29 protein-coding genes are annotated in these 25,806 nt (G+C 63.7%); 17 read left to right on the top strand and 12 right to left on the bottom strand.

Annotation, left to right across the window (positions count from 1 at the left end):
• Positions 1-62 precede the first annotated feature (62 nt).
• Together BZG29_RS20965 and BZG29_RS20960 are read left to right on the top strand one after the other, a co-directional pair.
• Entirely contained in the window at positions 63-770 is a 708-nt protein-coding gene (locus tag BZG29_RS20965) for a tRNA-uridine aminocarboxypropyltransferase (protein ID WP_077407173.1), read from the top strand.
• A 128-nt stretch (positions 771-898) separates the two neighbouring features.
• Positions 899-2,041, top strand: coding sequence for a PA0069 family radical SAM protein (locus tag BZG29_RS20960; RefSeq protein WP_077409216.1), 1,143 nt, complete (start codon positions 899-901; stop codon positions 2,039-2,041).
• A 208-nt stretch (positions 2,042-2,249) separates the two neighbouring features.
• Here BZG29_RS20960 and BZG29_RS28235 read toward each other — a convergent pair whose 3' ends face one another.
• From BZG29_RS28235 to BZG29_RS20930, 7 genes are all read right to left on the bottom strand, one after another.
• On the bottom strand, positions 2,250-2,426 hold the full coding sequence (locus BZG29_RS28235) for a hypothetical protein (protein ID WP_158301208.1): 177 nt from the start codon (positions 2,424-2,426) through the stop codon (positions 2,250-2,252).
• Positions 2,427-2,580: 154 nt separating this feature from the next.
• Positions 2,581-4,494 carry a S8 family serine peptidase gene (locus BZG29_RS20955; protein ID WP_216350322.1) on the bottom strand — a complete coding sequence of 638 codons (1,914 nt, stop codon included), beginning with the start codon at positions 4,492-4,494 and terminating at the stop codon, positions 2,581-2,583.
• Positions 4,495-4,783: 289 nt separating this feature from the next.
• A complete protein-coding gene (locus BZG29_RS20950) occupies positions 4,784-5,497 on the bottom strand; it encodes an aspartate/glutamate racemase family protein (RefSeq protein WP_077407167.1) in 714 nt (237 codons plus the stop codon).
• The gene (locus BZG29_RS20945; RefSeq protein WP_077407165.1) at positions 5,494-6,714 is read right to left on the bottom strand and encodes a DUF917 domain-containing protein; all 1,221 of its coding nucleotides are present in this window, start codon (positions 6,712-6,714) and stop codon (positions 5,494-5,496) included. The genes BZG29_RS20950 and BZG29_RS20945 overlap by 4 nt, the downstream gene beginning before the upstream one ends.
• Entirely contained in the window at positions 6,689-8,968 is a 2,280-nt protein-coding gene (locus BZG29_RS20940; protein WP_253192664.1) for a sigma 54-interacting transcriptional regulator, read from the bottom strand. The genes BZG29_RS20945 and BZG29_RS20940 overlap by 26 nt, the downstream gene beginning before the upstream one ends.
• 335 nt (positions 8,969-9,303) lie before the next feature.
• Positions 9,304-9,888 carry a gamma-glutamylcyclotransferase gene (locus BZG29_RS20935; RefSeq protein WP_150131144.1) on the bottom strand — a complete coding sequence of 195 codons (585 nt, stop codon included), beginning with the start codon at positions 9,886-9,888 and terminating at the stop codon, positions 9,304-9,306.
• 53 nt (positions 9,889-9,941) lie between these two features.
• A complete protein-coding gene (locus BZG29_RS20930; RefSeq protein ID WP_077407156.1) occupies positions 9,942-10,877 on the bottom strand; it encodes a LysR family transcriptional regulator in 936 nt (311 codons plus the stop codon).
• 118 nt (positions 10,878-10,995) lie between these two features.
• On the opposite strand from BZG29_RS20930, the gene BZG29_RS20925 reads away from it, so the two are divergent.
• The 15 genes from BZG29_RS20925 (at position 10,996) to BZG29_RS20855 (ending at position 22,829) form a co-directional block, all read left to right on the top strand.
• Positions 10,996-11,529 (top strand): VOC family protein, encoded by a 534-nt coding sequence (locus BZG29_RS20925; RefSeq protein WP_077407153.1) that lies wholly within the window; start codon positions 10,996-10,998, stop codon positions 11,527-11,529.
• Positions 11,530-11,583: 54 nt separating this feature from the next.
• Positions 11,584-12,618, top strand: coding sequence for a fumarylacetoacetate hydrolase family protein (locus BZG29_RS20920; RefSeq protein WP_077407150.1), 1,035 nt, complete (start codon positions 11,584-11,586; stop codon positions 12,616-12,618).
• A gap of 14 nt (positions 12,619-12,632) precedes the next feature.
• Positions 12,633-13,283 (top strand): maleylacetoacetate isomerase, encoded by a 651-nt coding sequence (maiA, locus tag BZG29_RS20915; protein ID WP_077407147.1) that lies wholly within the window; start codon positions 12,633-12,635, stop codon positions 13,281-13,283.
• A gap of 141 nt (positions 13,284-13,424) precedes the next feature.
• Positions 13,425-14,204 carry a uracil-DNA glycosylase gene (locus BZG29_RS20910; protein WP_077407144.1) on the top strand — a complete coding sequence of 260 codons (780 nt, stop codon included), beginning with the start codon at positions 13,425-13,427 and terminating at the stop codon, positions 14,202-14,204.
• Between the two features lie 38 nt (positions 14,205-14,242).
• Positions 14,243-14,794, top strand: coding sequence for an NADAR family protein (locus BZG29_RS20905; RefSeq protein WP_077407141.1), 552 nt, complete (start codon positions 14,243-14,245; stop codon positions 14,792-14,794).
• A gap of 189 nt (positions 14,795-14,983) precedes the next feature.
• Complete coding sequence (iscR, locus tag BZG29_RS20900; RefSeq protein WP_034779566.1) at positions 14,984-15,460, top strand: Fe-S cluster assembly transcriptional regulator IscR; 477 nt, start codon at positions 14,984-14,986, stop codon at positions 15,458-15,460.
• Between the two features lie 70 nt (positions 15,461-15,530).
• Complete coding sequence (locus tag BZG29_RS20895; protein ID WP_290440892.1) at positions 15,531-16,757, top strand: IscS subfamily cysteine desulfurase; 1,227 nt, start codon at positions 15,531-15,533, stop codon at positions 16,755-16,757.
• A 172-nt stretch (positions 16,758-16,929) separates the two neighbouring features.
• Positions 16,930-17,319: a Fe-S cluster assembly scaffold IscU gene (gene iscU, locus BZG29_RS20890; RefSeq protein ID WP_076567031.1), complete on the top strand. Its 390-nt coding sequence runs from the start codon at positions 16,930-16,932 to the stop codon at positions 17,317-17,319.
• A 51-nt stretch (positions 17,320-17,370) separates the two neighbouring features.
• Positions 17,371-17,691, top strand: a complete 321-nt coding sequence (iscA, locus tag BZG29_RS20885; protein WP_010399774.1) for an iron-sulfur cluster assembly protein IscA — start codon at positions 17,371-17,373, stop codon at positions 17,689-17,691.
• Positions 17,692-17,757: 66 nt separating this feature from the next.
• Entirely contained in the window at positions 17,758-18,273 is a 516-nt protein-coding gene (gene hscB, locus BZG29_RS20880) for a Fe-S protein assembly co-chaperone HscB (RefSeq protein ID WP_077407134.1), read from the top strand.
• A 108-nt stretch (positions 18,274-18,381) separates the two neighbouring features.
• A complete protein-coding gene (hscA, locus tag BZG29_RS20875) occupies positions 18,382-20,262 on the top strand; it encodes a Fe-S protein assembly chaperone HscA (RefSeq protein ID WP_077407131.1) in 1,881 nt (626 codons plus the stop codon).
• Between the two features lie 195 nt (positions 20,263-20,457).
• Entirely contained in the window at positions 20,458-20,799 is a 342-nt protein-coding gene (gene fdx, locus BZG29_RS20870) for an ISC system 2Fe-2S type ferredoxin (RefSeq protein WP_034750070.1), read from the top strand.
• A gap of 1 nt (position 20,800) precedes the next feature.
• The gene (gene iscX / locus BZG29_RS20865; protein WP_070288776.1) at positions 20,801-20,995 is read left to right on the top strand and encodes a Fe-S cluster assembly protein IscX; all 195 of its coding nucleotides are present in this window, start codon (positions 20,801-20,803) and stop codon (positions 20,993-20,995) included.
• Positions 20,982-21,899, top strand: a complete 918-nt coding sequence (locus BZG29_RS20860) for an SAM-dependent methyltransferase (protein WP_077407128.1) — start codon at positions 20,982-20,984, stop codon at positions 21,897-21,899. The genes iscX and BZG29_RS20860 overlap by 14 nt, the downstream gene beginning before the upstream one ends.
• Before the next feature lie 171 nt (positions 21,900-22,070).
• On the top strand, positions 22,071-22,829 hold the full coding sequence (locus BZG29_RS20855; RefSeq protein ID WP_077407125.1) for an rRNA pseudouridine synthase: 759 nt from the start codon (positions 22,071-22,073) through the stop codon (positions 22,827-22,829).
• Here BZG29_RS20855 and BZG29_RS20850 read toward each other — a convergent pair.
• The 5 genes from BZG29_RS20850 to BZG29_RS20830 all read right to left on the bottom strand — a co-directional run bounded on the left by BZG29_RS20850 (position 22,826) and on the right by BZG29_RS20830 (position 25,581).
• Positions 22,826-23,254, bottom strand: a complete 429-nt coding sequence (locus tag BZG29_RS20850; protein ID WP_077407122.1) for a group III truncated hemoglobin — start codon at positions 23,252-23,254, stop codon at positions 22,826-22,828. The genes BZG29_RS20855 and BZG29_RS20850 overlap by 4 nt on opposite strands.
• A 63-nt stretch (positions 23,255-23,317) precedes the next feature.
• Entirely contained in the window at positions 23,318-23,854 is a 537-nt protein-coding gene (locus BZG29_RS20845) for an RDD family protein (protein WP_077407119.1), read from the bottom strand.
• Positions 23,844-24,611 (bottom strand): DUF3106 domain-containing protein, encoded by a 768-nt coding sequence (locus BZG29_RS20840; RefSeq protein ID WP_077407116.1) that lies wholly within the window; start codon positions 24,609-24,611, stop codon positions 23,844-23,846. The genes BZG29_RS20845 and BZG29_RS20840 overlap by 11 nt, the downstream gene beginning before the upstream one ends.
• Positions 24,611-25,015 (bottom strand): DUF3619 family protein, encoded by a 405-nt coding sequence (locus BZG29_RS20835; protein ID WP_077407113.1) that lies wholly within the window; start codon positions 25,013-25,015, stop codon positions 24,611-24,613. Before BZG29_RS20835 ends, BZG29_RS20840 begins: the two co-directional genes overlap by 1 nt.
• Positions 25,012-25,581: an RNA polymerase sigma factor gene (locus BZG29_RS20830; protein WP_034779551.1), complete on the bottom strand. Its 570-nt coding sequence runs from the start codon at positions 25,579-25,581 to the stop codon at positions 25,012-25,014. Before BZG29_RS20830 ends, BZG29_RS20835 begins: the two co-directional genes overlap by 4 nt.
• Positions 25,582-25,806 lie beyond the last annotated feature (225 nt).

Genomic DNA, 25,806 nt, shown 5'->3' with positions numbered 1-25,806 from the left:
CCCCTTGGCATGGCGCGGGCGCTACAATCGCGGCTTGAAGACAGCCGCGAACGCGCTCCGCCATGACCACCCGCCGTACCTCCAGCCCCAGCTCCAGCCCTGGCTCAAGCCATCCCGCCAGCCCTGGCGCTGCATCGTCCTCCCTGGCTGAACCGGCCAAACGCGCACGCTGCCCAGCCTGCCTGCGCGCCGTATCGAGCTGCATCTGCCGCTGGATCGCCCCCGTTTCCCACGCCGTGGAAGTGCTGATCCTGCAGCATCCGCTGGAAGTTCACAATGCCAAAGGCAGTGCCCGCCTGCTGCACCTGAGCCTGCCGAACAGCCGCATGCTGACGGGCGAGCAGTTTGCCCCCGATACGCTCGCCGAACTGCTGGCTGACAAGCACAACGTGCTGCTGTATCCGGATACGCCCGGCGACCGTTCGCTGGGCATCGCCCCGCCGCCGGCGCTCGACCCTGCCAGCTTGCTCGATCTTGCCCGAGTGCGGCTGGTGGTGCTGGACGCCACCTGGCGCAAGAGCCGCAAGATGCTGTATCTGAATCCGCTGTTGCAACAGCTGCCGCGCCTGCCCCTGCGCGATACGCCCGCATCCCATTACCTGATCCGCAAGGCGCATGCGCCAGACCAGTTATCAACCCTGGAAGCGACGTGCTATGCCCTGATGCAGTTGGAGCAGGACGCGGCTCGCTTCGTTCCCTTGATCGCCGCATTTGACGGCTTTGTCGCACAGCAGTTGAGTTATGTCATGCCGCACGGTGAAAAAGCTTGAAACGGCATCACATCAGCCCTTGATCTTGCCCGCCCAGCGGCATAGTATACTGTACGTATATACAGTTGATGGGGCCGTTCATGAAAGCAATCATTCCAGAGCACGATGACAGCTTCGCCGGGCAAGCCATGTTGCCGCCGCAATCGCTGAAAGCCCGCAAGGGCCGCGGCGCCGTGTCGAACCTGCAAGGGCGCTACGAGGCGCACGCGCGCGGCGGTTTCGATGATGGCTGGAGCGTGGGCGGCCTGGATGAGGCGGCCGGGGAGGCGGGGCCTCCCACCTGGAAGACGCAGGTCAGCGACGAGCAGGCGCGCACCATTCTCACGCGCAACGCTTCGCCCGATTTGCCGTTCAATGTATCGCTCAACCCGTACCGGGGCTGCGAGCACGGCTGCATTTATTGCTTTGCCCGCCCCACGCACAGTTATCTGGGGCTGTCGCCGGGCCTGGACTTCGAAAGCCGCATCTACGCCAAGGTGAACGCCCCGGAACTCTTGCGGCGCGAACTGGCCAAGCCCTCGTATGTGCCCGAACCGATCGCCTTGGGCGTGAACACGGATGCGTATCAGCCGTGCGAGCGCGAACGGCAACTGACGCGGCGCGTGCTGGAAGTGCTGCACGAATGCGACCACCCCGTGGCGCTGATCACGAAATCGTCGCTGATCGAGCGCGACATCGATATTCTGGCGCCGATGGCGGCCAAACGCCTGGCGGCCGTGGCCGTCACAGTCACCACGCTCGACCCGGCCATCGCGCGCACCCTGGAACCGCGCGCGGCCGCTCCGGCGCGGCGGCTGCGCACCATCCGCACCCTGACGGAGGCGGGCATCCCCGTGGGCGTGAGCATCGCGCCCATCATCCCGTTCGTGACGGAGCCGGAAATCGAGCAGTTGCTCGAAGCCGTGCGCGACGCGGGCGCCATCCACGCCCATTATGTCGTGCTGCGCCTGCCGTGGGAAGTGAGCCCGCTGTTCCAGCAATGGCTGGAAGCGCACTTCCCGGAGCGGGCCCAGCGCGTGATGAACCGGGTGCGCGAAATGCGTGGCGGCAAGGATTACGACAGCGCGTTCGGCACGCGCATGCGGGGCGAGGGCGTGTGGGCCGATCTCATCCGCCAGCGTTTCGAGAAAGCCGTGCACCGGCTGGGCTTGCACGGCAAGGGCGGCCGCTTCAAGCAGCTCGATTGCACGCAGTTCCGCCGGCCGCTGGTGGTGCCGCCGCTGGGCGCAAAAGTAAAAAAAGGTAATGCGGGGCAGCTGGATTTGTTTTAGCGCAAGCAGCGCGGGGCGCGGGTTTGTGCGTTGACAAGGGCACGCGCAAGGGCATGCGTACTGCGCGAAACAGGCGGGCTTGGTGGCGAGTCGCATCGCCGTCCTGCTTCCTTCGTGGGGGATGCCGGCAGGGGGAACGGGCGACGAGAAACTCATCGCCCGCAGGCATGCCCGGTTTAGCCGGGATGGCTCGATCTTGCTGGCTTGATCAGCAAACGGTGGCGTTGCAAGCCATCAGGCAGAGTTGCTGTGCGGTGCCGCTCAAGGCGCCGCAAGCCGCTTTGCACAGGGTGCAGGTAATGCCGGAAGGGGCGACACCCTGGCTGATGGCGGAGATGCTGGGGCTGCGTTGTACGGCTTTGGCTTGCAATGGCAGATTGTTCATTTTAAAGCTCCTTGTGGTGGCGCCGCCGCGGGCAACGGCAATGGGTGTGCGTACCGAAGTACGGTGCTGATCGTTTCCCGCCAACGACCGTATGCTGAAGCGCGTGCACGCATTGCTGCGCCCACGAACCCCGACAATTTCAATGCTGTTGGCGTCAGCGTTGCGACCAGTAGCGCACTGCGCCGACGCTGACCGGTATCACGTCGCTGACGTCGACGGCGAAACGGGCGACCGTGTTGGCTACCTGCAGGTTTTCCGGGTTGAAGAAGGTCATGATGATGTCGTAGCACTCGGAGCCCGGGCGGCACACGGGGCTCTGTTGCACGACGATGGTATCGAGTTGCATGCCGGTGGTCTTGGCCAGCATTTCCGCCGCTTGCATGGCATTCGTGGCCGAGAAGTTGAGCGCGCGGTCCATGCCCGTGACGCCCAGGTTGCGGAAGTCGTAATAGATGCGGTTCAGAAAGTTTTCCAGGCGCGCGCCCGTGTTGCTGCTGTTGATGTCCAGGCTGTCCTGCACCGCCATCAGGCTGTCGATCAGCTGCGGCACATTCCAGCTGAACATGCCCCGGATGGCCGGCTGGATTACGGGAACGACCTGGCCGGACATCAGCCTGGCGGCGCCCGAGATTATGCCGGGAAACGAATTCATGACGACCAGGCCATCGATGGTGCCGACATAGGCTTCGAACAGCAGTTCATAGGTCAGGTCGGCATACGGACCGACGGGGACGACCGCGTAAATCGGCGTGGCGTCCAGGTTCACGGTCCAGGTCAGTGATTGGCGGAAATATGGCTTTGCGCGCAGGAATTCGATCAATTGCTGCGGATCGCTCGGATTGTTTCTATCCGATGGCATGGCCTGGACGAAGGAATCGCGGCGCGCTTCGCTGCCGAAGTCGACGCCCAGGTTGCCCAGCGCATACACCAGGGTTGGCCCCTTGGCGCTGCCGCCGCCGCAGCCGCAATCGGAGGCATCGATGCCGGAAGCGGCGATGCCTTGCCGCGTCGCGCCGGAAGGGCCCGCAAGGTTGGCCAGGGAGGGGGTTTCCAGCATGGGAATGCTGAGCGGATGCGCCTGCGCGGAAGTGTCGGCATTGGCTGGGCTCGCTTCAATCACAGTATCGTCTGACATTTCAATTTTCCCTTTTAATAATAGTTGAGTGGCGCCCGGCACATTCAATGTCCCAGTCAGGAGGCGGCGACAGTCCAGCTCGCCATTGGTGTTGCAACGCGTTGCGCTCTGCAGCAATGCGCTGCAAACTCCACGAGGGTCAGGACGATCCCCATGTTGGTGTTGCCGGCATAGCAGCAAGGCTGCGATGGCCGAGACGATCGGGGTGGCAAAGCTGGTGCCGCTGCTGAGCCGCACGCGCCCTGCGGGAGCGGCGCCGAGGATGTCGGTGCCGGGCGCCATGATGCCGCGCGCGCGATAGGCCGCGCCCCAGTTGCTGTTGGGCATGGGCGCGCCTTGGCGGTCCAGTGCGCCGACCACCAGCGTGTACTCGATGGAGGCGGGAATATGCAGGCAATCGCAGCCGTCATTACCCGCCGCCGCGATCAGCAGGACGTTGCGTTCATGGCACAGCTGTATGGCTTTTTGCAGCAGGCCATCGGCGGCGCCGCTGTCGGACAGTTCGCCGCCGCTGACATTGATGATGTGCGCGCCGTGCTCGACGGCCTGGGTGATGGCGCGGGCCAGGTCGAGCTGCGTGCATTGCGTCAGTGCGCCGTCGGCGCGGTCGGCAAAGATGGGCAGGATCAAGCCCCGACAATGGGGAGCCAGGCCCGTGACGGGACTGCCCGGCTGGCCAAAGATGATGCTGGCGACATGCGTGCCGTGCTGCGATGCCCGGCCGCTGCCGCTGGCACCCGTGGCGAGCGTGTCGAGCAGTTGCAGCCTGGCGCCGGCAAAGCAGGGGTGGCTGGTATCGACGGGACCGTCGAGCACGGCGATGCAGATGTCGGCACAGCCGGTGTTGCCATCTTGCAAGGCAGCCAGGCCGGGCAGCAAGCCATGATTGGCCAGGCTGTCGTGGGTGGTGGATTCGTCCATAATCGTCGGCACGCGCTGCTCCTTGCTGGGTCCTGGAGGGCGGGCGGCGCACCGCTTGAGGTGCTCCGCCCGCCTGCTGCGGCGCCTGCTGCTCAAGCGCCGATAGCATGATCTTTAGCAAAGGGTGTGCCAGAAGGCCAAGTGCTTGATTTTCAAGGGGTGGGGCGGATTTGCATTGTCGTGCTGCAATAATGTTGGCGGATATCGTCCACCCTTTTTGAGCGGGATGGACGAAAACGGCAGGCGGCTAGGACGGGGAGGGGCGCCCGGGACATGGCGTGGCGCGGGCGCGTGCGGCGGTTCAGCTATCCTTGCTGTAGCAGGCGCGGCTGGGCCGCAGGCCCATGCGCACGAGGGACACCAGGAAGCTGAAGCCTGCCTGGTTCGGATCGATGACCGGCACATAGGTGTGCAGCGCGTCCTCCAGCAGCGCGCTGACGCGCGCGGCGACGCCGACGAAGCCTGTGCAGCCCAGCAGGATGGACTGGGCGCCGTCTTCCCGTATGGCCAGCAGGGCGGCCTTGAAAGTTTTTTCGACCACCGTGTCCAGCTGGCCGAGGTCGGCGACAGGACAGTCGATGGAGCGGATGGAGGCGAAGCTGTCCTGCAAGCCGTAAGCCTGCATGTGGCCCCGCTGCATGGCGAGCGTGCTGGGCAGTATCGTCATGATCGACAGGCGCTGGCTGAGGGCCAGCGCGGTAAATGCGGCGGGCGGGAAGCCGCCGAGGATGGGGATGTCGATCACTTCGCGCGCTGCCTCCACGCCACACATGTCGAAGTCGCTGAGCCAGATGCCGTCATAGCCGTCGCGTTCGATTTCCCTGGCCAGCTGCACTACCGGATAGCCGTTTTGCAGCCAGTCGACGCGGTATTCGATGCAATTGTGTCCGGTAGAAATATTTCGCACGGACACTTCGACATCGGGCGGCATCACGGGTTCGATGGCGTCGAGCAGGCGCTGGTTGTAGTCGGACGTGGCCACCGGCGCCACGACGCAGATGCGCAGCGGCTTCATGCGGCGCTCCCTGCCGCTGCGCCGGCGTTGCCCGTGAGCGGCACGTAGGGGCCCAGGTAGCCGATGGTGTTGATCAGTTGCATGAAGCTGTCGAGTATCAGTCCGTTCCGTTCCCGCAATGCCGGATGGGCTTGCAGGCCCAGCAGCGTCACCTTGCGCTGCATCAAGGCCGGGTTGAGCGTGCCGTCCGGCAGCAGCAAGTCGCCATTCGAATACACGGCCTGGCCATCGCCCTCGACAAAGTAACTGATGGTGTCGGGCGCCATGCAGAGGGGCGTGCTGCGGCTGCTGTCCCAGGCCAGCAGCGATTCGTTCTGGTACAGGACCGTGCAGAGCCGCTCACCCGCGCGGATGGTGATCTTGCCCAGGTCGAAGCCATTGCGCGAGTCGACCTCGGCGGCGACGAATGTGCCCTGTGGAAACAATGGCCAGGCGCGCATGTCGCATTGCCGCGCAAGATAATCGACCAGTTCTTCCGCGCTGCGCAAGCGGCCTGCCTGCAGTTCGCGGCCCAGGCGCAGGGCGCGTCCCAGGGTGCCGCGCACGGGCAGCGCCCGGGCCAGCTCCGCCGGCGCCATGATCCACATGGCCAGGCCGCCGAACTGCTTGAAATCGGCCTGCGAAACGATGGGGCGCATCATCTGGTCGATGATCGTTGCCACGTCTTGCTGGTGGGCATGGGCGCCGTTCACGCCCTGGCTCGGCTGGACGTCGAGTTCCACGCGCAGCCCCGCCTGGCTGACGAGGAAGGCGGGGCGCGGATTGATGTGCGCGGCCGCATATGTGAGCTGGGGCAGCGAGGGAACGGCGCGGCCGGCCCCGTCGGCGTCGATCACGGCCAGGCCCAGGCGGGCGGCGACCAGGCAGGCGACGAGAAACCCCAGCGCGCCGCTCTCGGGCGGCGCCAGGTAGGCCAAGGTGCGGTTTTCCAGCGCCAGGCGCTCCCTGACGGCGAGCACGGCGTCGACGGGACCCTGCGGAAAATGGGCGCCATTGATCGCCACGGGCGAACCCAGGTAAGCCACCATGACCGTTTCGCCAGCGGTGGCTTCGTCGACGCTTACTACGCGCACCTGGGCGTCCGGATAATAATCGCCGGCGTGGAACTGGGCCAGCAGGCTGCGCGCGGAAGCGAGCGTGCCGCCGCCGCCGCTGCCGAAGAAGCAGGCGCCCAGCAACAGCGATTCAAGGTCATCGTGGTTCAGCACATAGCTCATGTTGCGGGTCCTCAGGTTGGCATGGCATGGAAATGGTTTGCGCCAGGACGGCCTGCAACTGCAGCGCCTGGGCAAACCGGGGAAAAGCCGTGTCGCGCTCCACGCCGCGCAAGGCGCGCGTGAGGTGTTCGAGTGCTTCGGCCCGGCGGCCGCGCTGCAGCAGCAGTTGCGCCAGGCGGGTCGCCACCAGCAGGCTGCCGGCCGCGGCGCCCAGCGCCTTGGCGGTCGACAGCGCACTGCCCAGTTCGCGTTCCGCGTTGTCCAGGTCGCCCACCGCGATCCACGTCCGGGCATGCATGTCGAGCAATTCGACCAGGTAGGCCCGTTCGCCATGTTCCAGCGCCAGTTCGATGGCGCCGTGCAGCAATTGCCGGGCTTGCGATGGCTGGCCTGCCGACAGCAGCAGTTCGCCCCGTTTCCAGGCCTGGAATGAATGGAAGAGCATGCCGCCTTCGCACAGCATGTATTGCTGGTAGCCGTCGGCGATGCGCTGTTCGGTCTGCGCATGGATGTTGCCTGTTGCCAATGCGCAGGCATGGAATATCTGGCCCACCCCCAGGTAGAATTGATAGCCGTATTCGCTGGCGACGGTTTGCAGGTCCGCCGCCAGGCTTGCCAGCCGGACCCAGTCCTCGAACATGCAGGCCAGCCATGCGGCGCCTTGCAGCGCGATGGCGCGATGGAAGGGGTGCGGGTTGTCGGCGCCGCCGCGCAACGCCAGCTGTTCCATCACCGCGCGCGCGCGGCGGAAGGCGCCGCTCTGGAAGCAGGACAGGCCTTCGAAAGTGGTCGACAGCGCGGCGATGTCCAGGCCCTGTCCCCCGGTATCGGCCGCTGCCGCGCCGCACAGCAGGTGCCCGCGCGCCAGGCAGGCCAGCGTCTCGCGGTAGTCGCCGAGCCAGAACAGCGTGTTGGCCAGGGCCAGGTGGGCCTGCGACAGCAAGTCCGTGTCGCCTATCGCTTGCGCCCGCTGCAGCATGTCTTGCGCCGTTGCCCGCGCCGCCACCAGGTCCAGCGCCATCAGCTGCGTGCTCCAGATGCCGAACCGCAGGGCGGTGATTTCCACCTCGTCGCCCAGCGCCGCCGCTTCCTGCAATGCCTGCTGGTAGCAGGCCAGCGCTTCGGCGCTTTGCCAGCCGCTGATGCCGCGGTGCGAAATCGCCAGCCAGCGGTGCAGGTCGCAGCTCAGGCGGCGCGCCGTGCAGGGATGCGCATCGGCGGCCAGCAAGGTGAGGCCGCGGCGTAACACTTCGATGGCTTCCTTGAAGCGGGCCGCCTCGATCAGCGCGCGCCCCTCCAGCAGGCAGACGCGGGCGAAATTGCTGCGCTCCTCGTCGCCGTGCAGGCGGCGTTCGATGACCTTGCGGTTGATGCCCAGGTGGCGGGCCGCGGTCGTCTTGTTGCCATCGGCAAGGCGCATCGCATAGTCGATCAGCAACTGTTCGGCGGCCGCCAGCTTGTCGTCTCCGTCCAGCCGCATGAGCGCTTCCGCCAGCAGCGTGCGATCGGCGTCCTGCGGCCTGCCCGCCGACAGGAAGGCTTCCAGGCTGTGCGCATCGATCAGCGCGGATTCGGCCAGTATCGACAGCCGTTCAATCAGGTTGCGCAGTTCGCGGATATGCCCGGGCCAGGCATGCCGGCACAGGCGCTCCATGGCGGTGGCGGTAAAGCGGATGGGGCGCTTTTGCTGCCCGGCAAAGTGCGCGGCGAGGGCGGCAACGTCGCCGCGGCGCTGGTCCAGGCCCGGCACGTCGAGTTTCAATACTGCCAGCCGGTAATACAAGTCTTCGCGGAAACGGCCCGCCTGCACCATCGCGGCCAGGTCGCAATGGGTGGCGGCCACGATGCGGCCGTTGAACGGCTGGGTATCGCCGCCGCCCAGCGGCCGGAAACAGCGCGATTCGAGCACGCGCAGCAGCTTGCTCTGTACCGCCAGCGGCAATTCGCCGATTTCATCGAGAAATAGCGTGCCTTGCCCCGTCTGGGCGAAAAAACCGGCGCGGCTGCTCAGCGCTCCCGTAAACGCCCCCTTGGTATGGCCGAAGAGTTCAGCGTCGATCAGGTGTTCCGGCAGGGCGCCGCAGTTGAGATCGACAAAGGGCGCGCCGGGATCGCCGCTTTGCCGGTGCACGAGCTGGGCGATGATTTCCTTGCCGGAACCGGTGGGGCCGCTGATGAGCACCGTGCAGCGGGTCGGCGCCACGGCTTCGACCATGCGCAGCAGGCGCTGGAAGATCGGGGAGCTGCCAATCACGTTCAGTCCGCCCCCGAGGCTGGCGCGGTGTAGGGGGGCTTGCACAGGAGCAATGGTGCCCGTCCCGGGCAGAACGTAATGCGGCTGCCTGCCATGCTGTTGCAGCATAGACCTGTCGGACATGGTCGTCTCGCTCCGATGAATTCGCTCCGATCGTGCAGGGCCATCATTTTTGTTCTGCCCCGCTGCCTCCTGACGCGTGCCATTGCTCTACTCAGGCATAAAGGAATCGCGCGTTCCGATTATGGGCGCTAATGAAACGGCGATAGTCGCCAATTGTCACAATAAAAAGATTTTCATCGCTTGCATCATGCAAGCCGGCGGCCCGCTGCAGCTCACTGCGCGGCAGGCGGCGCATCCTTCAATTGCGCCAGATGTTGCTCGATGGCAAAGACGTGCGGATCGCTCTTGCCCAGCTCGCGCAGGGCGCTGGCCAGGTGCAGCAGGTAGTCGCTGTTCGGGCCGCTGGGGCCGCTTGATCGGGCGATCTGGCGCGCGATGTCCAGTTCCGGCGCGGCACCGAGGAAGGCGGCGTTTTCCTCGTTGGCGATGTACACCAGGCCTTCGGCCTTGCTGCCATCGTCGAAGGTGATCTCGGTGGCCAGGCGCAGGTAGCCGTTCTTTTCGCGGTGGTCGAGGTGGGCGAAGACTTCGGGCGTGATCAGGTAAGCCATGCCGTCGCACACGGCGCCCGCCTGCGGCACGATGGTGGCGACCCGGCCCGGCGCCATCGGCGTGCCGCGGTGGTCGTGCGAGCCTTGCCAGAAGCGCCGCGTCCAGCCGGCGATGCTGGCCGGGCGCCGTTCGATATAGGGGAAGTCCGCCTTGTAGATCAGCGAGCCATAGCCGAACAGCCAGACCTGCGCATGGCCGTCGAATGTGGTCATGCGCCGGTTGGCGGCGATGGTGGCGGCGTCGATGGCGGAGAGGTCAGGCTGGGTCATGGTGCAGGCGGTGAGGGGGCGATGCGGGATTATAAAACGGCGCCAGCCGGGCCGCCCGCTCCCACGTTCCATTCGTGCGTCTCGACAAAGCGGAACAGGAATGCCATGAAGCTTTCGGCCGCCGGAGACAGCGAACGGCCCGTCTTCGTGTAGACGAAGAAGCGCCGCGTCAGTTCCGGCTCGTGCAGGGCGCGCATGTGCAAGTTGTATAGTTTGACCATCGGTTCCGCGTACGGCAGGCACACCGTGATGCCCAGGTTGGCGCTGACCATGGCCAGCGCCGTCGTCATGAAGGTCACTTCATTGTAGGGATTGAGCGACAGCTCGCGAAACGCGCCGTGCATGTCGCGCAGCAGGCGTTCCGTGAACTGGCCCTGCAGCGATATGAACGGATAGTCGCCCACGTCGGCCCAGGTGACGCGCTCTTTCTGCCGCAGCGGGTGCTGCTCGGGGTAGACCAGCACGAAGGGCATTTCGAACAGCACTTGCGCGGCGATTTCCGCCGTCGGGTCGCGCTCGGGGCCGATGCCGAAATCGACTTCGCCGCTGAAGACGCGCGCCGAGACATTCTCCACAGGGCAATCGACCAGGCGCAGCTGCACGTCCGGGTGCGCCTGGCGGTAGGCGGCGATCACTTCCGGCAGCAGGGTGCAGGCCATCATCTGCGGCGCGGCGATGCGCACCATGCCCGTTTTCAGGGCCTTGCGCTGGGCGATGCCGGCCATGGCGCCGTCGAGGTCCTCGATCATCTTCTCGAACAACGGATACAGTTCGCGGCCGATTTCCGACAGCTGCGTCTTGCGCGTGCTGCGCTCGACCACGCGCACGCCCAGCACGCTTTCCAGTTCCTTGATCAAGCCGCTCAAGGCGGACTGCGTCACGTGCAGGTATTCGGCGGCCAGGGTAAAACTGCCGGTCTTGGCCAGCGCCACGAAGGCGCGCATCTGTCGCAGGCTGGGACTCATAAGATAATCCGATAAATCGATGGTTAAAAATTGTTTGTATGATAGCTGTAACTGGATTCTAATGGTGAAAAGCTGAAAAACATCGCGCCCAGGGCGCCATCCATCGGAGACAGACCGCATGAAAATCAAGCAAATCCACCACGTCGCCTACCGCTGCATCGACGCGAAGAAAACCGTCGAGTGGTACGTCAAGCATTTGAACATGAATTTCGTCCTCGCCATCGCGGAAGACCTGGTGCCGTCGACCAAGGCGCCGGACCCGTACATGCACGTCTTCCTCGACGCGGGCCGGGGCAATGTGCTGGCCTTCTTCGAGCTGCCGACGCAGCCGCCGATGGACCGCGACCGCAATACCCCGGCCTGGGTGCAGCACCTGGCGCTGGAAGTGGGCAGCATGGAAGAACTGCTGGCCGCCAAGGAGCGCCTGGTGGCGGGCGGCATCGAGGTGCTGGGCCCCGTCAACCACGCCATCTTCCAGTCGATCTATTTCTTCGACCCCAACGGCCACCGCCTGGAACTGGCGGCCAACGTGGGCACGCCGGAAATGATGGCCAAGCTGGACGCCGTCAAATGGGAAATGCTGGAAGAATGGTCGCAGACGCGCCGCGCACCGAAGCACGCGGCCTGGATGCACGCGCCGGCCGACGCCTGAGCGCCCCGGATCGACACTGACACTCTCTGACCAATACACCGAACTAGGAATACCATGAAACTCGCAACCCTGAAAAACGGCAGCCGCGACGGCGCCTTGATCCTCGTCAGCCGCGACTTGCGCCAGTACCAGCGCGTGGCCGCCATCGCCCCCACCCTGCAGGCGGCGCTCGACAACTGGGACGCCGTCGCGCCCAAGCTGGAACAGGCCTACGCCAACCTGAACGCGGGCCAGGCGCCGGACGCCCAGCCGTTTGATGCAAAGCAGTGCCACTCGCCGCTGCCGCGCGCCTACCAGTGGGCCGACGGTTCCGCCTACATCAACCACGTGGAGCTGGTGCGCAAGGCGCGCAACGCGGAAGTGCCGGCCTCGTTCTACACGGACCCGCTGATGTACCAGGGCGGCTCGGACAGCTTCATCGGCCCGCGCGACCCCATCTTCGCCCTGTCCGAAGAGTGGGGCATCGACCTGGAAGCGGAAGTGGCGGTGATCACGGGCGACGTGGCCATGGGCGCCGGCGTGGATGACGCGGCGAAGGCGATTCGCCTGGTCATGCTGGTCAACGATGTCTCGCTGCGCAACCTGATCCCGGGCGAACTGGCGAAAGGCTTCGGCTTCTTCCAGTCGAAGGCGGCCAGTGCGTTTTCGCCCGTCGCCGTCACGCCCGACGAACTGGGTGCCGACTGGGCGGATAGCAAGCTGCATTTGCCGCTGCTGGTGGACCTCAACGGCAAGCCGTTCGGCAAGCCGAATGCGGGCGAAGACATGACCTTCAATTTTGCGCAACTGGTCGCCCATGCGGCGAAGACGCGCGAACTGGGCGCCGGCACTATTGTTGGCTCGGGCACCGTGTCGAACAAGCAGGGCAACCTGTTTGGCTCCAGCATCGAGAACGGCGGCGTCGGCTACTGCTGCCTGGCCGAAGTGCGCATGTATGAAACCATCGAACACGGCGCGCCCAAGACGGCGTACCTGAAGTTCGGCGACACGGTGCGCATCGAGATGCGCGACGCGGCCGGCGCCAGCATCTTCGGCAGCATCGAGCAGACGGTCGCGCTGTATGTTGGCAACAGCGCCGGCCGCGCCTGAGGGGAGGGCGCGCCATGAAGCTGTACACCTATTTTCGCAGTTCGGCCGCCTACCGCGTGCGCATCGCCTTGAATTTGAAGGGCATCGATTACGACAGCATCCCCGTGCACCTGCTGCAGGACGGCGGCCAGCAGCTGCTGCCGGCCTACCGCGCCGTCAACCCGTCGGCGCTGGTGCCGGCCCTCGATGACGACGGCGCCATCCTGACGCAGTCGCTGGCCATGCTCGAGTATCTCGACGAGACGCGGCCAGCCGTGCCGCTGCTGCCGGCCGATGCGCTGGGGCGCGCCCGCGTGCGCGCGCTGGCGCTGGCCATCGCCTGCGACGCCCATCCGCTGACGAATCTGCGCGTGCTGAAATACCTGAAAAACACCCTGGGGCTGTCGGACGAGGCCAAGCAGGAATGGTACCGCCACTGGATGGCCGAAGGGCTGGCGGCCGTCGAGGCGCTGCTGGCGCAGGGCGACCCGGAGGGTAAAAACCTGTTCTGCCACGGTGACAGTGCGACGATGGCCGACTGCTGCCTGGTGCCGCAAGTGTTCAATGCGCAGCGCTTCGCCATCGACCTGGCGCCGTACCCGCGCGTGGCGCGCATCCATGCGCATTGCGCAGGCTTGCCCGCGTTTGCCGCCGCCCATCCGTCGCGGCAGCCTGACGCCGAGTAAGTTTGAGCCGCATCAAACGCAAGTCGCCCCGGCCAGCATGCAGGTCGGGGCTTTTTTTATGCGGAATTGATTTTGCGCAGTCAACGCGTGCTTGCCGGTAGGCTACAATTTGCGTTTGCCCAAATATTTTACTGACGCGCCATGACCGCAACAATCGTTCCTGCCAGCATCACCGATGCCCTGTCCCTGGCGCATGCTTCCTGGCGGCCCATCCTGCTGCGCGGCTTGCACGCCGTGATGGATGCCGATCCCGCCTACCTGCCGGCGCTGGCCGCCGACGATTACCTGCCCACGCAGGGCCGCCTGTTCGCCGCCTTTGCCCTGCCGCTGGCGCAGGTGCGTTACGTGCTGGTGGGCGAGGGGCCGTATCCGCGCGCCGACAGCGCCACGGGCGTGTGCTTCATGGATGGCGCCGTCGGCAGTTTGTGGTCGGCGACGGGCCTGTCGAAGCCCGTCAACCGCGCCACCTCCTTGCGCAACTTCATGAAGATGTTGCTGGTGGCCGATGGCCAGCTGCAGGGCGGCGACACTTCGGGCGCGGCCATGGCGCCCGTGGCGGCGGCCGCGCTGCAAGCCGGCAGCGGCGTGATCCAGACCCTGCCCGACTTGCAGCGCAAGATGACGGAGCAGGGTTTCTTGCTGCTCAACGCGGCGCTGGTGTTCCGTGCCCACGTGCCGCCCGTGCAGGATGCGCGCGGCTGGCTGCCCTTCCTGCAGGTGGTGCTGGAAGCGCTGGCGCTGCAGGGCGGGGCGGTGCCGCCGCAACTGGTGCTGTGGGGCAAGATTGCCGAGCTCATCAAACGCCTGCCGGTGGCGGCATCGTTGCCGCAGGTGACGGCGGAACATCCGTATAATCTGTCCTTTATCGGCAATCGTGACATGCAGGCCTTGTTTGGCCCGATGCAACTATTGCGTGCTTGAGCTTGAATCATCGCCGGTCTGGCGGAAGTGCGGGGAATATGCAAATCAGTAACGTGGAAGAATTGAAGGCGTGGATCGCGGCGGGCGGCGTGCCCGACTATCTGTATTTCTGGGGCCACACGCCGGCGCAGCCGCAGGTGCCCGACAAAAGTTGCTTCAGCCAGTGGTTCCCGTCACCGTTCAGCCTGGCCGGCGTGACGTATGCGACGGCCGAACACTACATGATGGCGCAAAAGGCGGCCCTGTTTGGCGACACGGCGGTGCAGGCGCGCATCGTGGCGGCCGAACGGCCGTCGGAAGTCAAGAAGCTGGGCCGCGAAGTGGCGAACTTTGATGCCAGGGTGTGGGAAGCGGCGCGCGCCGGCATCGTCTTCGATGGCAATTTTGCCAAGTTCTCGCAAAAGGCTGCGCTGCGCAAGTTTTTGCTGGGCACCGGCGAGCGCGTCATCGTCGAAGCCAGTCCCGTCGACCGCATCTGGGGCGTGGGCCTGGCGTCGGACAATCCGCGCATCGGCGATCCCTCCCGCTGGGACGGCTTGAACCTGCTGGGTTTTGAACTGATGAAAGTGCGCAGCGCATTACGTGCCTGAGCAGTACTGTTGTTTTCCTGATGCCGCCGCGCCTGGCGCGGCCGGCCATGCCCCTTCCAGCCCTGTGGTCATCGAGGGGCGCTCTGACAAACCCCGCCGAATTTGTTATACTTGACTAAATCATTCAACTACTCGGGGTTTGAGGAGTTGAAAAACCGCAATATTTTAAACCAGTTGACCAGAGGATGTATGCGTCTGACTACAAAAGGCCGTTTTGCCGTGACAGCGATGATCGATCTTGCCCTGCGCCAGGGCAAGGGACCGGTCACCTTGTCCGGCATCAGCCAGCGCCAGTCGATTTCCCTGTCCTACCTGGAGCAGCTGTTCGGCAAGCTGCGCCGGCATGAGATCGTCGAGTCGATCCGCGGCCCCGGCGGCGGCTACAGCCTGGCGCGCCGTGCCGACAAGGTGACGGTGGCCGACATCATCATCGCCGTCGACGAACCGCTGGACGCCACGCAGTGCGGCGGCAAGGAACATTGCCACGGCGCCGACGCGGCCACGGGAGCGCGCTGCATGACGCATGAATTGTGGTCCACGCTCAACGAAAAAATGGTCGATTATCTGGATTCTGTGTCCTTGCAGGACCTGGTCGACCAGCAGAGACAAAAGATTGCCGAACAAAGCGTGATGGTGATGCACCGTAACCACGCCGCCCTCGGTTGAACATAACAAAATACCAAGTTGCTGATTGCAGGAGTTATTGATGAACGCCCCAGAAAAAAACGTAGGCCAAGTGCACTTTGAAACCGCACCGCATTTCCCGATCTACATGGATTACTCGGCCACCACGCCGATCGATCCACGCGTCGCCGACAAGATGATTCCCTACCTGCGCGAGCAGTTCGGCAATCCGGCATCGCGCAGCCACATGTATGGCTGGACGGCGGAAAAAGCCGTGGAAGAGGCACGCGGCTACGTGGCGGCCCTGGTGAACGCGGATCCGCGCGAAATCATCTGGACCTCCGGCGCGACGGAAAGCAACAACCTGGCCATCAAGGGCGCGGCGCAGTTCTACAAGACCAAGGGCAAGCACATCATCACCGTCAAGACCGAGCACAAATCGGTGCTGGACACGGTGCGCGAACTGGAACGCATCGGCTTTGAAGCGACCTACCTGGAACCGCAGGACAACGGCCTGATCACCGTCGAGCAGCTGGCCGCGGCCGTGCGCCCGGACACCATCCTCGTGTCGGTGATGCTGGTGAACAACGAAATCGGCGTGATCCAGCCGATCGACGAGATCGGCGCGTTCTGCCGCTCGAAAGGCATCATCTTCCATTGCGACGCCGCGCAAGCGACGGGCAAGGTCGTCATCGACCTGCAAAAGACCAAGGTCGACCTGATGACCTTCACGGCGCACAAGACCTACGGTCCGAAAGGCGTGGGCGCCCTGTACGTGTGCCGCAAGCCGCGCGTGCGCCTGGAAGCGCAGATGCACGGTGGCGGCCATGAGCGCGGCCTGCGTTCGGGCACCCTGCCGACGCACCAGATCGTGGGCATGGGCGAAAGCTTCCGCATCGCCAAGGAAGAGATGGACAGCGAAATCGGCCGCATCAAGGCCTTGCGCGACCGTTTGGCCAAGGGCCTGCAGGAGATCGAAGAAGTCTACATCAACGGCGACATGGATCACCGCGTGCCGCACAACCTGAACGTCAGCTTCAACTACGTCGAAGGCGAGTCGCTGATCATGGCGATCAAGGATATCGCCGTGTCGTCCGGTTCGGCCTGCACCTCGGCCAGCCTGGAACCATCGTACGTGCTGCGCGCCCTGGGCCGCAGCGACGAACTGGCGCACAGCTCGATCCGCTTCACCATCGGCCGCTTCTCGACCGAGGAAGACATCGACTTCGCCGTGAACCTGCTGAAATCGAAAGTACACAAATTGCGCGAACTGTCGCCGCTGTGGGACATGTTTAAAGAGGGCATCGACATTAATTCGATCCAATGGGCAGCCCACTAAAAGTACCTGCCAAACCTGCTGCGCGTCGCGATTTGCGGCCTGCGATGCTCACTGTGCTACAGCACAGTTCCGCTTCTCGGCCACAACTCACTTCCGCTCGCTACGGTTTTTCAGGCACTTTATTAATCCTGGCCCCTCACGGGGCCGGCAAGAATATTTAAGGAGCAACAAAATGGCTTACTCGGACAAAGTACTCGATCACTACGAAAACCCGCGCAACGTGGGCGCTTTCGACAAGGGTGATGAAACCATCGGCACCGGCATGGTAGGCGCGCCTGCTTGCGGCGACGTGATGAAACTGCAGATCAAGGTCGGCGCCGACGGCCTGATCGAAGATGCGAAATTCAAGACCTACGGCTGCGGTTCGGCCATCGCCTCGAGCTCGCTGGTAACGGAATGGGTCAAGGGCAAGACCCTGGACCAGGCGCTGGCCATCAAGAACACGCAGATCGCCGAAGAACTGGCCCTGCCGCCAGTGAAGATCCACTGCTCCATCCTGGCGGAAGACGCCATCAAGGCGGCAGTGCTGGATTACCAGACCCGCCATCCAGTAGCAGCTTAAACGTTGGCAGCCCGCCCCAGCCGCAAGGCCGGGGCAGTTGCGGAGAAATACATGATCACACTGACCGAAAAAGCGGCGAAACACATCAACCGTTATATCGAACGGCGCGGCAAGGGCATGGGCCTGCGCTTTGGCGTGCGCACCACGGGCTGCTCGGGCCTGGCTTACAAGCTCGAATATGTCGATGAAGTGGCGGCCGAAGACAGCGTTTTTGAGTCGCACGGCGTGAAAGTCTTCGTCGACCCGAAAAGCTTGCCTTACATCGACGGCACGGAACTCGATTTCGCGCGCGAAGGCTTGAACGAAGGCTTCAAGTTCCACAATCCGAACGAAAAAGACGCCTGCGGCTGCGGCGAGTCCTTCAGGATTTAAACAGCTGGCAAGACCCCGGTCGGTGCGCTGTACCCATCGATTGCGGTACAGCGACCACCGACCATTATGCAAAACCACTTCGAATTATTCCAGTTGCCGGCGCAGTTCGGGCTCGACATGAGCGCGCTCGACTCTGCCTACCGCGACGTGCAGGGCAAGGTCCATCCGGACCGCTTCATCAATGCCAGCAGCGCTGAAAAGCGCGTGGCGATGCAATGGGCCACGCGCGCCAATGAAGCCTATCAAACCCTGAAAAGCCCGCAAAAACGCGCGCAATACCTGTGCGAACTCAATGGCGTCGATCTGCAGACGGAGTCGAACACGGCCATGCCCGTCAGCTTCCTGATGCAGCAGATGGAGTGGCGCGAAGAACTGGGCGACGCCCGCGCCGGCAAGGATGCCGACGCGCTCGACGCCCTGGACCGCCAGCTGCGCGGCGAACGCAAGGCCTTGCTGGCCCAGGTGGCGGCCCAGCTGGACGCGGCCGACTACGCGAACGCCGCGCAAAGCGTGCGCGCCCTGATGTTCCTCGACAAATTCGGCGAGGAAGTCCGTTTTGCCTATGAGGCGATGGAAGCTTGATCGCCGGATAGCTTGACCGGCGTGCCAAGCGCCAGTCTGGCCCGCGACTTATAATGCGCGTCAGGCATCAACTGCATCACGCAAAAAATTAATCGAGGCACGAATACAATGGCACTTCTGCAAATTTCCGAACCAGGCATGTCGACCGCGCCGCACCAGCACCGCCTGGCCGTCGGCATCGACCTGGGCACCACCAATTCCCTGGTCGCCACCGTCCGCAACAGCATTCCCGAGGTGCTCAACGACGAAGACGGGCGCTCCCTGCTGCCCTCCGTCGTGCGCTACCTGCCGAACGGCCACGCGAACATCGGCTACAAGGCCCTGGCCGCGCAAACCACCGACCCGAAGAACACCATCGTTTCCGTGAAACGCTTCATGGGCCGCGGCCTGGCCGATATCGCCTACGCGGAAAACCTGCCCTACGACTTCCAGGATACGCCTGGCATGGTGCAGCTGAAAACCGTGGCCGGCGTGAAAAGCCCCGTCGAAGTGTCGGCGCAAATCCTCGCCACCCTGCGCCAGCGCGCGGAAGATTCGCTCGGCGACGACCTGGTGGGCGCCGTGATTACTGTACCAGCGTATTTCGACGATGCCCAGCGCCAGGCGACGAAAGATGCGGCGCAGTTGGCCGGCATCAATGTCTTGCGCCTGCTGAGCGAGCCGACGGCCGCCGCCATCGCGTATGGCCTCGATAACGCCTCCGAAGGCGTGTACGCCGTGTACGACCTGGGCGGCGGCACCTTCGATATCTCGATCTTGAAACTGAGCAAGGGCGTCTTCGAAGTGCTGTCCACGGGCGGCGACTCGGCCCTGGGCGGCGACGATTTCGACCGCCGCCTGTTCTGCTGGATCAGCGAACACGCCAAGCTGGCGCCCCTGTCGGACGAAGACACGGCCATCCTGATGGTGAAGGCGCGCGAAATCAAGGAATTGCTGTCGACCAAGTCGGAAACGACGATCGACGCCAAGCTGAACTCGGGCGAGGAAATCCATCTGCGCATCACGGCCGAAGAATTCGCCGCCATGACTTCGCACCTGGTCGTGAAAACCATGAACGCCATCAAGAAAGCCCTGCGCGACGCGAACGTGGATGCGGACGACGTCGACGGCGTGGTGATGGTGGGCGGCGCCACGCGCATGCCGCACGTGCAGCGCGCCGTGAGCGAATTCTTCCACACGACGCCGCACGCGAACATCGACCCGGACAAAGTGGTGGCGCTGGGCGCGGCCATCCAGGCGAACTTGCTCGCTGGCAACCGCGCCGCCGGCGACGACTGGCTGCTGCTGGACGTGATCCCGCTGTCGCTCGGTATCGAAACCATGGGCGGTCTGGTGGAAAAGATCATCCCGCGCAATTCGACCATACCATGTGCGCGCGCGCAGGAATTCACGACCTTCAAGGATGGCCAGACGGCCCTGGCCGTGCACGTGCTGCAGGGCGAGCGCGAACTGGTCAGCGATTGCCGCTCGCTGGCGCGCTTCGAGCTGCGCGGCATTCCGCCGATGGTGGCGGGCGCCGCGCGCATCCGCATCACGTATCAGGTCGATGCGGACGGCTTGCTGTCCGTCTCGGCGCGCGAACTGCGCTCGGGCGTGGAAGCGTCGATCAGCGTCAAGCCGGCCTACGGCCTGGGTGACGACGACATCGCCCGCATGCTGCAGGATTCGTACACCTCGGCCGACACCGACATGGTGGCGCGCGCGCTGCGCGAAGAGCAGGTGGAAGCGGAACGTATCCTGCTGGCCACGCAGTCGGCGCTCGATGAAGACGGCGGCTTGCTGGATGCGGACGAACGCGTCGCTGTCGACAACCTGATGAACAAGGTGCGTGACGCCATTGCGCAATCGCAAAGCGGCGCCATCGACCACCAGGCATTAAAACTGGCGATCGAGGCGCTGGCCGACGGCACCGAGGATTTCGCCTCGCGCCGCATGGACCGCAGCGTGCGCACGGCCTTGAAGGGCAAGTCCCTGGACCAGGTGGTGTGAGGACACCTGACCAAACCTACTGCGCGTCGCGCTTTGCGGCCGGCGATGCTCACCGTACTAGAGTACGGTTGCGCTTCTCGGCCACAAATCACTGCCGCTCGCTACGGTTTTGTCAGGTGTTGTAATAGTGTTGAAATGCGCGCCGTGTGCCATTGCTGCGGCAGCGCCCCGAATCATTGAAATTGTAGAGGTAATATGCCCCAAATCGTCATTCTGCCGCACGCCAAGCTTTGCCCGGACGGCGCCGTCATCGAAGCCCCTGCCGGCAAGTCCATCTGCGACATCCTGCTGGAAAACGACATCGACATCGAGCACGCCTGCGAAAAATCGTGCGCCTGCACCACCTGCCACGTGCTGGTGCGCGAAGGCATCGAATCCCTGAACGAAGCGACGGAACTGGAAGAAGACATGCTGGACAAGGCCTGGGGCCTGGAAGCCGTGTCGCGCCTGTCTTGCCAGTCCATCGTGGCCGAGGCCGACCTCGTCGTCGAAATCCCGAAATACACGATCAACCAGGTCAGCGAAGGCAGCCACTAACATGAAATGGTCCGACATACACGCGATCGCCGAGGCTTTGTTCGACGCGCATCCGGACATCGACCCGCTGACCGTGCGTTTCACCGACCTGCACAACTGGGTGGTGGAACTGGACGGCTTCGACGATGACCACACGCGCGGCGGCGAAAAAGTGCTCGAAGCGATACAGATGGCGTGGATCGATGAAGCGCGCTAAGGGCGCGGCAGCCGCCGCCACCGCAGTCGCCGCGCCGAAAGACGTCATCACCGCCGCCAGCAACATGCCCGAGATCAAGGATGGCCAGTCGGTCGCCTTGTTGCAGGAATTGCACATCCTGACGCGCGACGGCAAGATGAACCAGGACAGCCGCCGCAAGTTGAAACAGGTGTACCACCTGACGCAATTCATCGAGCCGCTGCTGCGCGAAGTGCAGCTCGACCATCCCGGCGTGTCGCTGGTCGACCACGGCGCCGGCAAGTCGTATCTGGGTTTCATCCTGTACGACCTGTTCTTCAAGAACGGCAACGACGGTTCGCATATCTACGGCATCGAGACGCGCGAAGAGCTGGTGCAGCGCTCGCAGGAACTGGCGAAGAAATTCAAGTTCCCCGGCATGTCGTTCTTGCCGCTGTCCGTGGCCGAATCGACGGAATCGACCTTGCTGCCGCAGCAGATCGATATCGTCACGGCCTTGCATGCGTGCAATACGGCCACCGATGACGCCATCCACTTCGCCTTGAAGAAAAAGGCGAAATTCATGGTGCTGGTGCCATGTTGCCAGGCGGAAGTCGCCTCCGTATTGAAGAAGAACAAGGGCAAGAGCCTGGGCAAGAATGTCTTGACGGAATTGTGGCGCCACCCGCTGCACACGCGCGAGTTCGGCAGCCAGATCACCAACGTGCTGCGCTGTCTGCAGCTGGAAGCGCACGGCTACCAGGTCAGCGTGACGGAACTGGTGGGCTGGGAGCATTCGATGAAGAATGAACTGATCATCGCCAGCTATAAAAACCTGCCGCGCCAGCGTCCGACGGAACGCCTGCAGGAAGTGCTGCAGACGCTGGGCCTGGAAGAGATGGGCCACCGCTTCTTTGCCGAGGAATTGGCCAAGGCGCAAGCCTGATTGTTGGATGACGACCGGGGTCAGACCCGCCGGGTCTGACCCCAGCCTTTTGCTGCGGAGGTCGGATTAGCGCAGCGTAATCCGACAATCAGCAGCGCAAGTCGTAAAAGGGGAGGAGCGGGTCGGTTACAATACCGGCTTTCTCCTCCTCTTGCTTTTTGCGCCTCCCCCATGACCACACCTATTGAAATGCCCACCGTCCGCCTGGCCAAGCGCCTGTCTGAAGACGTGCCCTGTTCGCGCCGCGAGGCCGAGCTGTATATCGAGGGCGGCTGGGTGACGGTCGACGGCGTGCTGGTGGAAGAGTCGGGCGCGCGCGTGGCGGACAACCAGGAAGTGGTGCTGCTGCCGAACGCCACCCTCGATGAAATGCCGCCCGTGACGATTCTGCTGCACAAGCCGGCCGGCATCAACGGCGGCGTGGGTGCGGAAGGCAAGCCGGCCCTCGGTTGCTTGCGTCCCGAAGAGATTTTCACGCCGGAAAACGTGGCGCCCAGTTCCGTCACGCGCTTCCTCAAGCGCCACCTGATCGGCCTGACCATCACCAATCCGCTGGACACCATGGCCTCCGGCCTGCTGGTGTTTACGCAGGATTTCCGCGTCGCCCGCAAGCTGGTCGACGAAGCGAAAACGGTGGAGCAGGAATTCATCGTGGAAGTGGCCGGCAGCATCATGGAAAACGGCCTGGCGCTGCTCAATCACGGCTTGCCCTTCAATGGCAAGCCTTTGCCGCCGATCAAGGTCAGCTGGCAAAATGAAACACGCTTGCGTTTCGCCCTGAAAAACGTGCAGCCGGGCCAGATCGCCCATATGTGCAAGATGGTGGGGCTGGACGTGGTCGCCATGAAGCGCTTGCGCATCGGCCGCATTTCGATGGGCGCCATGCCGTCAGGCCAGTGGCGCTACCTTCAAGGCTACGAGAGGTTCTAAAGCTGCGGCGCCACGATGGAATGGCTTTCCGCAAAGCTTTTCCATAGCCGTTCGGCAATATTCAAGGCGATGGTGTCGGCCTTCTCCTGTAAGGCCGCATTGCCCATGCTCTCGGTCGTGGCGAAGAACAGGGTCAGCCAGCGGCGGAACATGCAGGGCGTCAGGTGTTCCATTTGCGCGTGCTGGGCCAGCGGCTTGCCGTGGTAGCGCATGGTGCCGCGCAGCAAGCCTGACCAGAAATCGACCAGTGTGGCCAGGTGGGCATCCCAATCCTTGACCTCGGCGGCAAAGATGGGGCCCAGCATGGCGTCGTCGCGCGCGGCCGCATAAAAGGTGTGGACGAGATGCTTGACGTCGTCTTCGCTGCAGACTTCCTCGCGGTAGGGAGCGAAACGTGTGTGGGGGAGGGGGGCGGTATTGTTCATGGCATGCCATGATCGCAGAGCCCCCGTGGCGCTTCAATGACCCAGGTCAAGCCGCGTCAAAACTCAGGCGGCGACTTTCTTCGGCTTCTTCGCCGGGGCCGGCAATTGCACGATTTGCGTGCCCGCCAGCTTGTCGTGCAGGAATTGACCATTGCCCGTGAACAGGGCCGTGCTGGACCAGGCCAGGATGCCGACACCGATGGCGCCCAGGGCCGTCCAGTGCTGCAAGTCCAGCAGATACGACACCAGCAGGGCTGGCAGCAGCCACATCCATGACAGCACGTAGCGGTAGGCGGCCACGCGCAGCGGCACGTGGGCTTGGCCCGGCAGCACGACTTTCAGGCGCCACGTCTTCATGGCCAGGGTTTGCCCTTCGCGGCTCCACTGATGGATGAAATACGCACCCATGACGAGGAAGGCCAGGCACTGGCGCATGTGTTCCGTCAACGGCGTATGCGCGCCCTGCACGGCCAGCTCGAACAGCAGGAAGGGTAAAAAGAGCACGGCCAGGGCCAGCAGCGACTCGTATACCATGGAAATCAGGCGGCGCTTGATCGTGGGATGGGAAGTGATGCTGGCAGCAGGCGTGCTATTTGGCATTGGTTGGCAGTGGGGCAGGCGTGGTGGGTGGCGTGACGGGCACGGTAGCGGGCGCCGCGGCAGGATCCGTTACCGGCACGGCGGCCGCTGCGGGAGCGGGCGGCAGCACGGGCGCGGCGGCCGCAGGCGCTGCCGGCGTGGCGGGCAGCAGGATGGGGGCCGGCTTGCTCGTATTCGAATTGATCGCGGGCACTTTTTCCAGCGGCTTTTTCGGCACGAGTTCCGTCGCCAGTTTTTTCTTTTGATCTTCCGGCAATTGCTGGTATTGCTCCCATTGCGCGGTTTTTTGACCAGGATCAATCTTCTTCGTGCGCGTATAGTTTTCTCGCACGAGGCGGCGTTGTTCCGGCGTCAGCTTGATCCATTCGCGCATGCGTTCATGCACGCGGGTTTGCTCGTCCGGCGTCATCGAGGCGAAACGGCTGGCAATATCGAGCCATTTCTGCTTGCGCAAGGCTTCCAGCTTGTTCCATTCGCCCGCCAGCGGCTGCAGGGCTTCCTGCTGCGCGCGCGACAGCTTGTTCCACGAGGGATTCTCGCCGGTCTTCGGCGGCGTGCCGCCCTTGCCGGCCGTGCGGGGTGAGCCGGGCTTGGCTGTCGAGGCCGGGGCCGGCGCCGTCACGGGCGCGGCTGCCACGGGAGGGGCGGCGGGCGCGGTATGTTGCTGCGCGCCAACCCAGGCGGCGCCGGCCAGGGCGCAGGCACCCAGGCCGATGCCGCCGGCCAGCCAGCCTTTGCGTACGCTCGAGCGTGTCATTATTGCTCGCGTTTCGTCAGGTAGGCGTTGAAGCCATGGTCCATGTAGGCGGACAGCGGCAACTCGTCCGACAGCACGGCGGCGTCGATTTCTGCCAGTTCGGCAATATGTTGTTCTTGCTCAAACTGATAGATGCCCACCATGCCGCCGACCAGCAGCAGCAGGGGGATGATCACGCTCATGCGGCCCAGCCACGACAGCGGCTCGACCAGCAAATGGCTGGCGATGCCGGCGAAGACGTCCTTGCGCACGGCGACGGCGGCGGGCGCGTCCGCCTTCTTGCGCGACAGGGCCAGCTTGCGTGCCGCTGCCAGGCGATCGGTGGCCGATGCGGGCAGGTCGTCGAGTTTTTCGTTCAGTGCATGGCGCACTTTGTAAGCGAAATTGAGATCGTCGGTGTTCATAATTTAATTCCCTTGGCTTTCAGCGATTCGGCGAGCGTGTGGGTAGCTCTAGAGCAATGTGTTTTCACGCTACCTTCGGAGCAACCCATCGCTTCCGCTGTTTCAGCCACATCCATGTCCTGCCAATAACGCATGAGGAAGGCTTCGCGTTGACGTGACGGTAGTTTTTGTACCTCTGCATCAATCAAATCAAGGATTTGCGCGCGTTCGACCTGGTCGGCCGAGGATTCGGCGGCGCTGGAGCCCTGTTCCGATTCATAAGTGTCAAGTATATCAAAATCCTCATGCTCGTCGCCCGAGGGCTTCATGCCGGAAAACAGGCTGACCCAGGTGTTGCGGACTTTTTCGCGGCGGAAATAATCGAGTATGGTGTTTTGCAAGATGCGCTGGAACAGCATCGGCAGTTCGGCGGCCGGCTTGTCGCCGTATTTCTCGGCCAGCTTGATCATGGCGTCCTGCACGATGTCGAGTGCCGATTCTTCCTTGCGGACCGCGTAGGCGGCTTGCTTGAAGGCGCGCCGCTCGACATTTTCTAGAAAGTCGGATAATTCTTTGTCTGTTGCCATGCGGTATGGGGGATCTTAGCGGCTGCGGGAGCGGTGGGCGAATTGGGGCGGGTATGCTTTTTGCAACCCCGTGCATGCTAGCAAAAAATGTGCGTTTCCGCAGAGTTTTTGCACTCCGTGCGTGCAAAATGGCCTTTCGGCTGACATTTTCCTTGACCATAATGGTGCGACGCGATACCGTATAGGACGCTTTGAACACCCCAAAGCCCTATGGTCAGGTCGCGA

Source organism: Janthinobacterium sp. LM6, from assembly GCF_002002885.1.
In the GTDB taxonomy this organism is placed as follows: Bacteria; Pseudomonadota; Gammaproteobacteria; order Burkholderiales; family Burkholderiaceae_D; genus Janthinobacterium; species Janthinobacterium kumbetense.
This window is presented reverse-complemented; position numbering and strand designations above follow the sequence as displayed.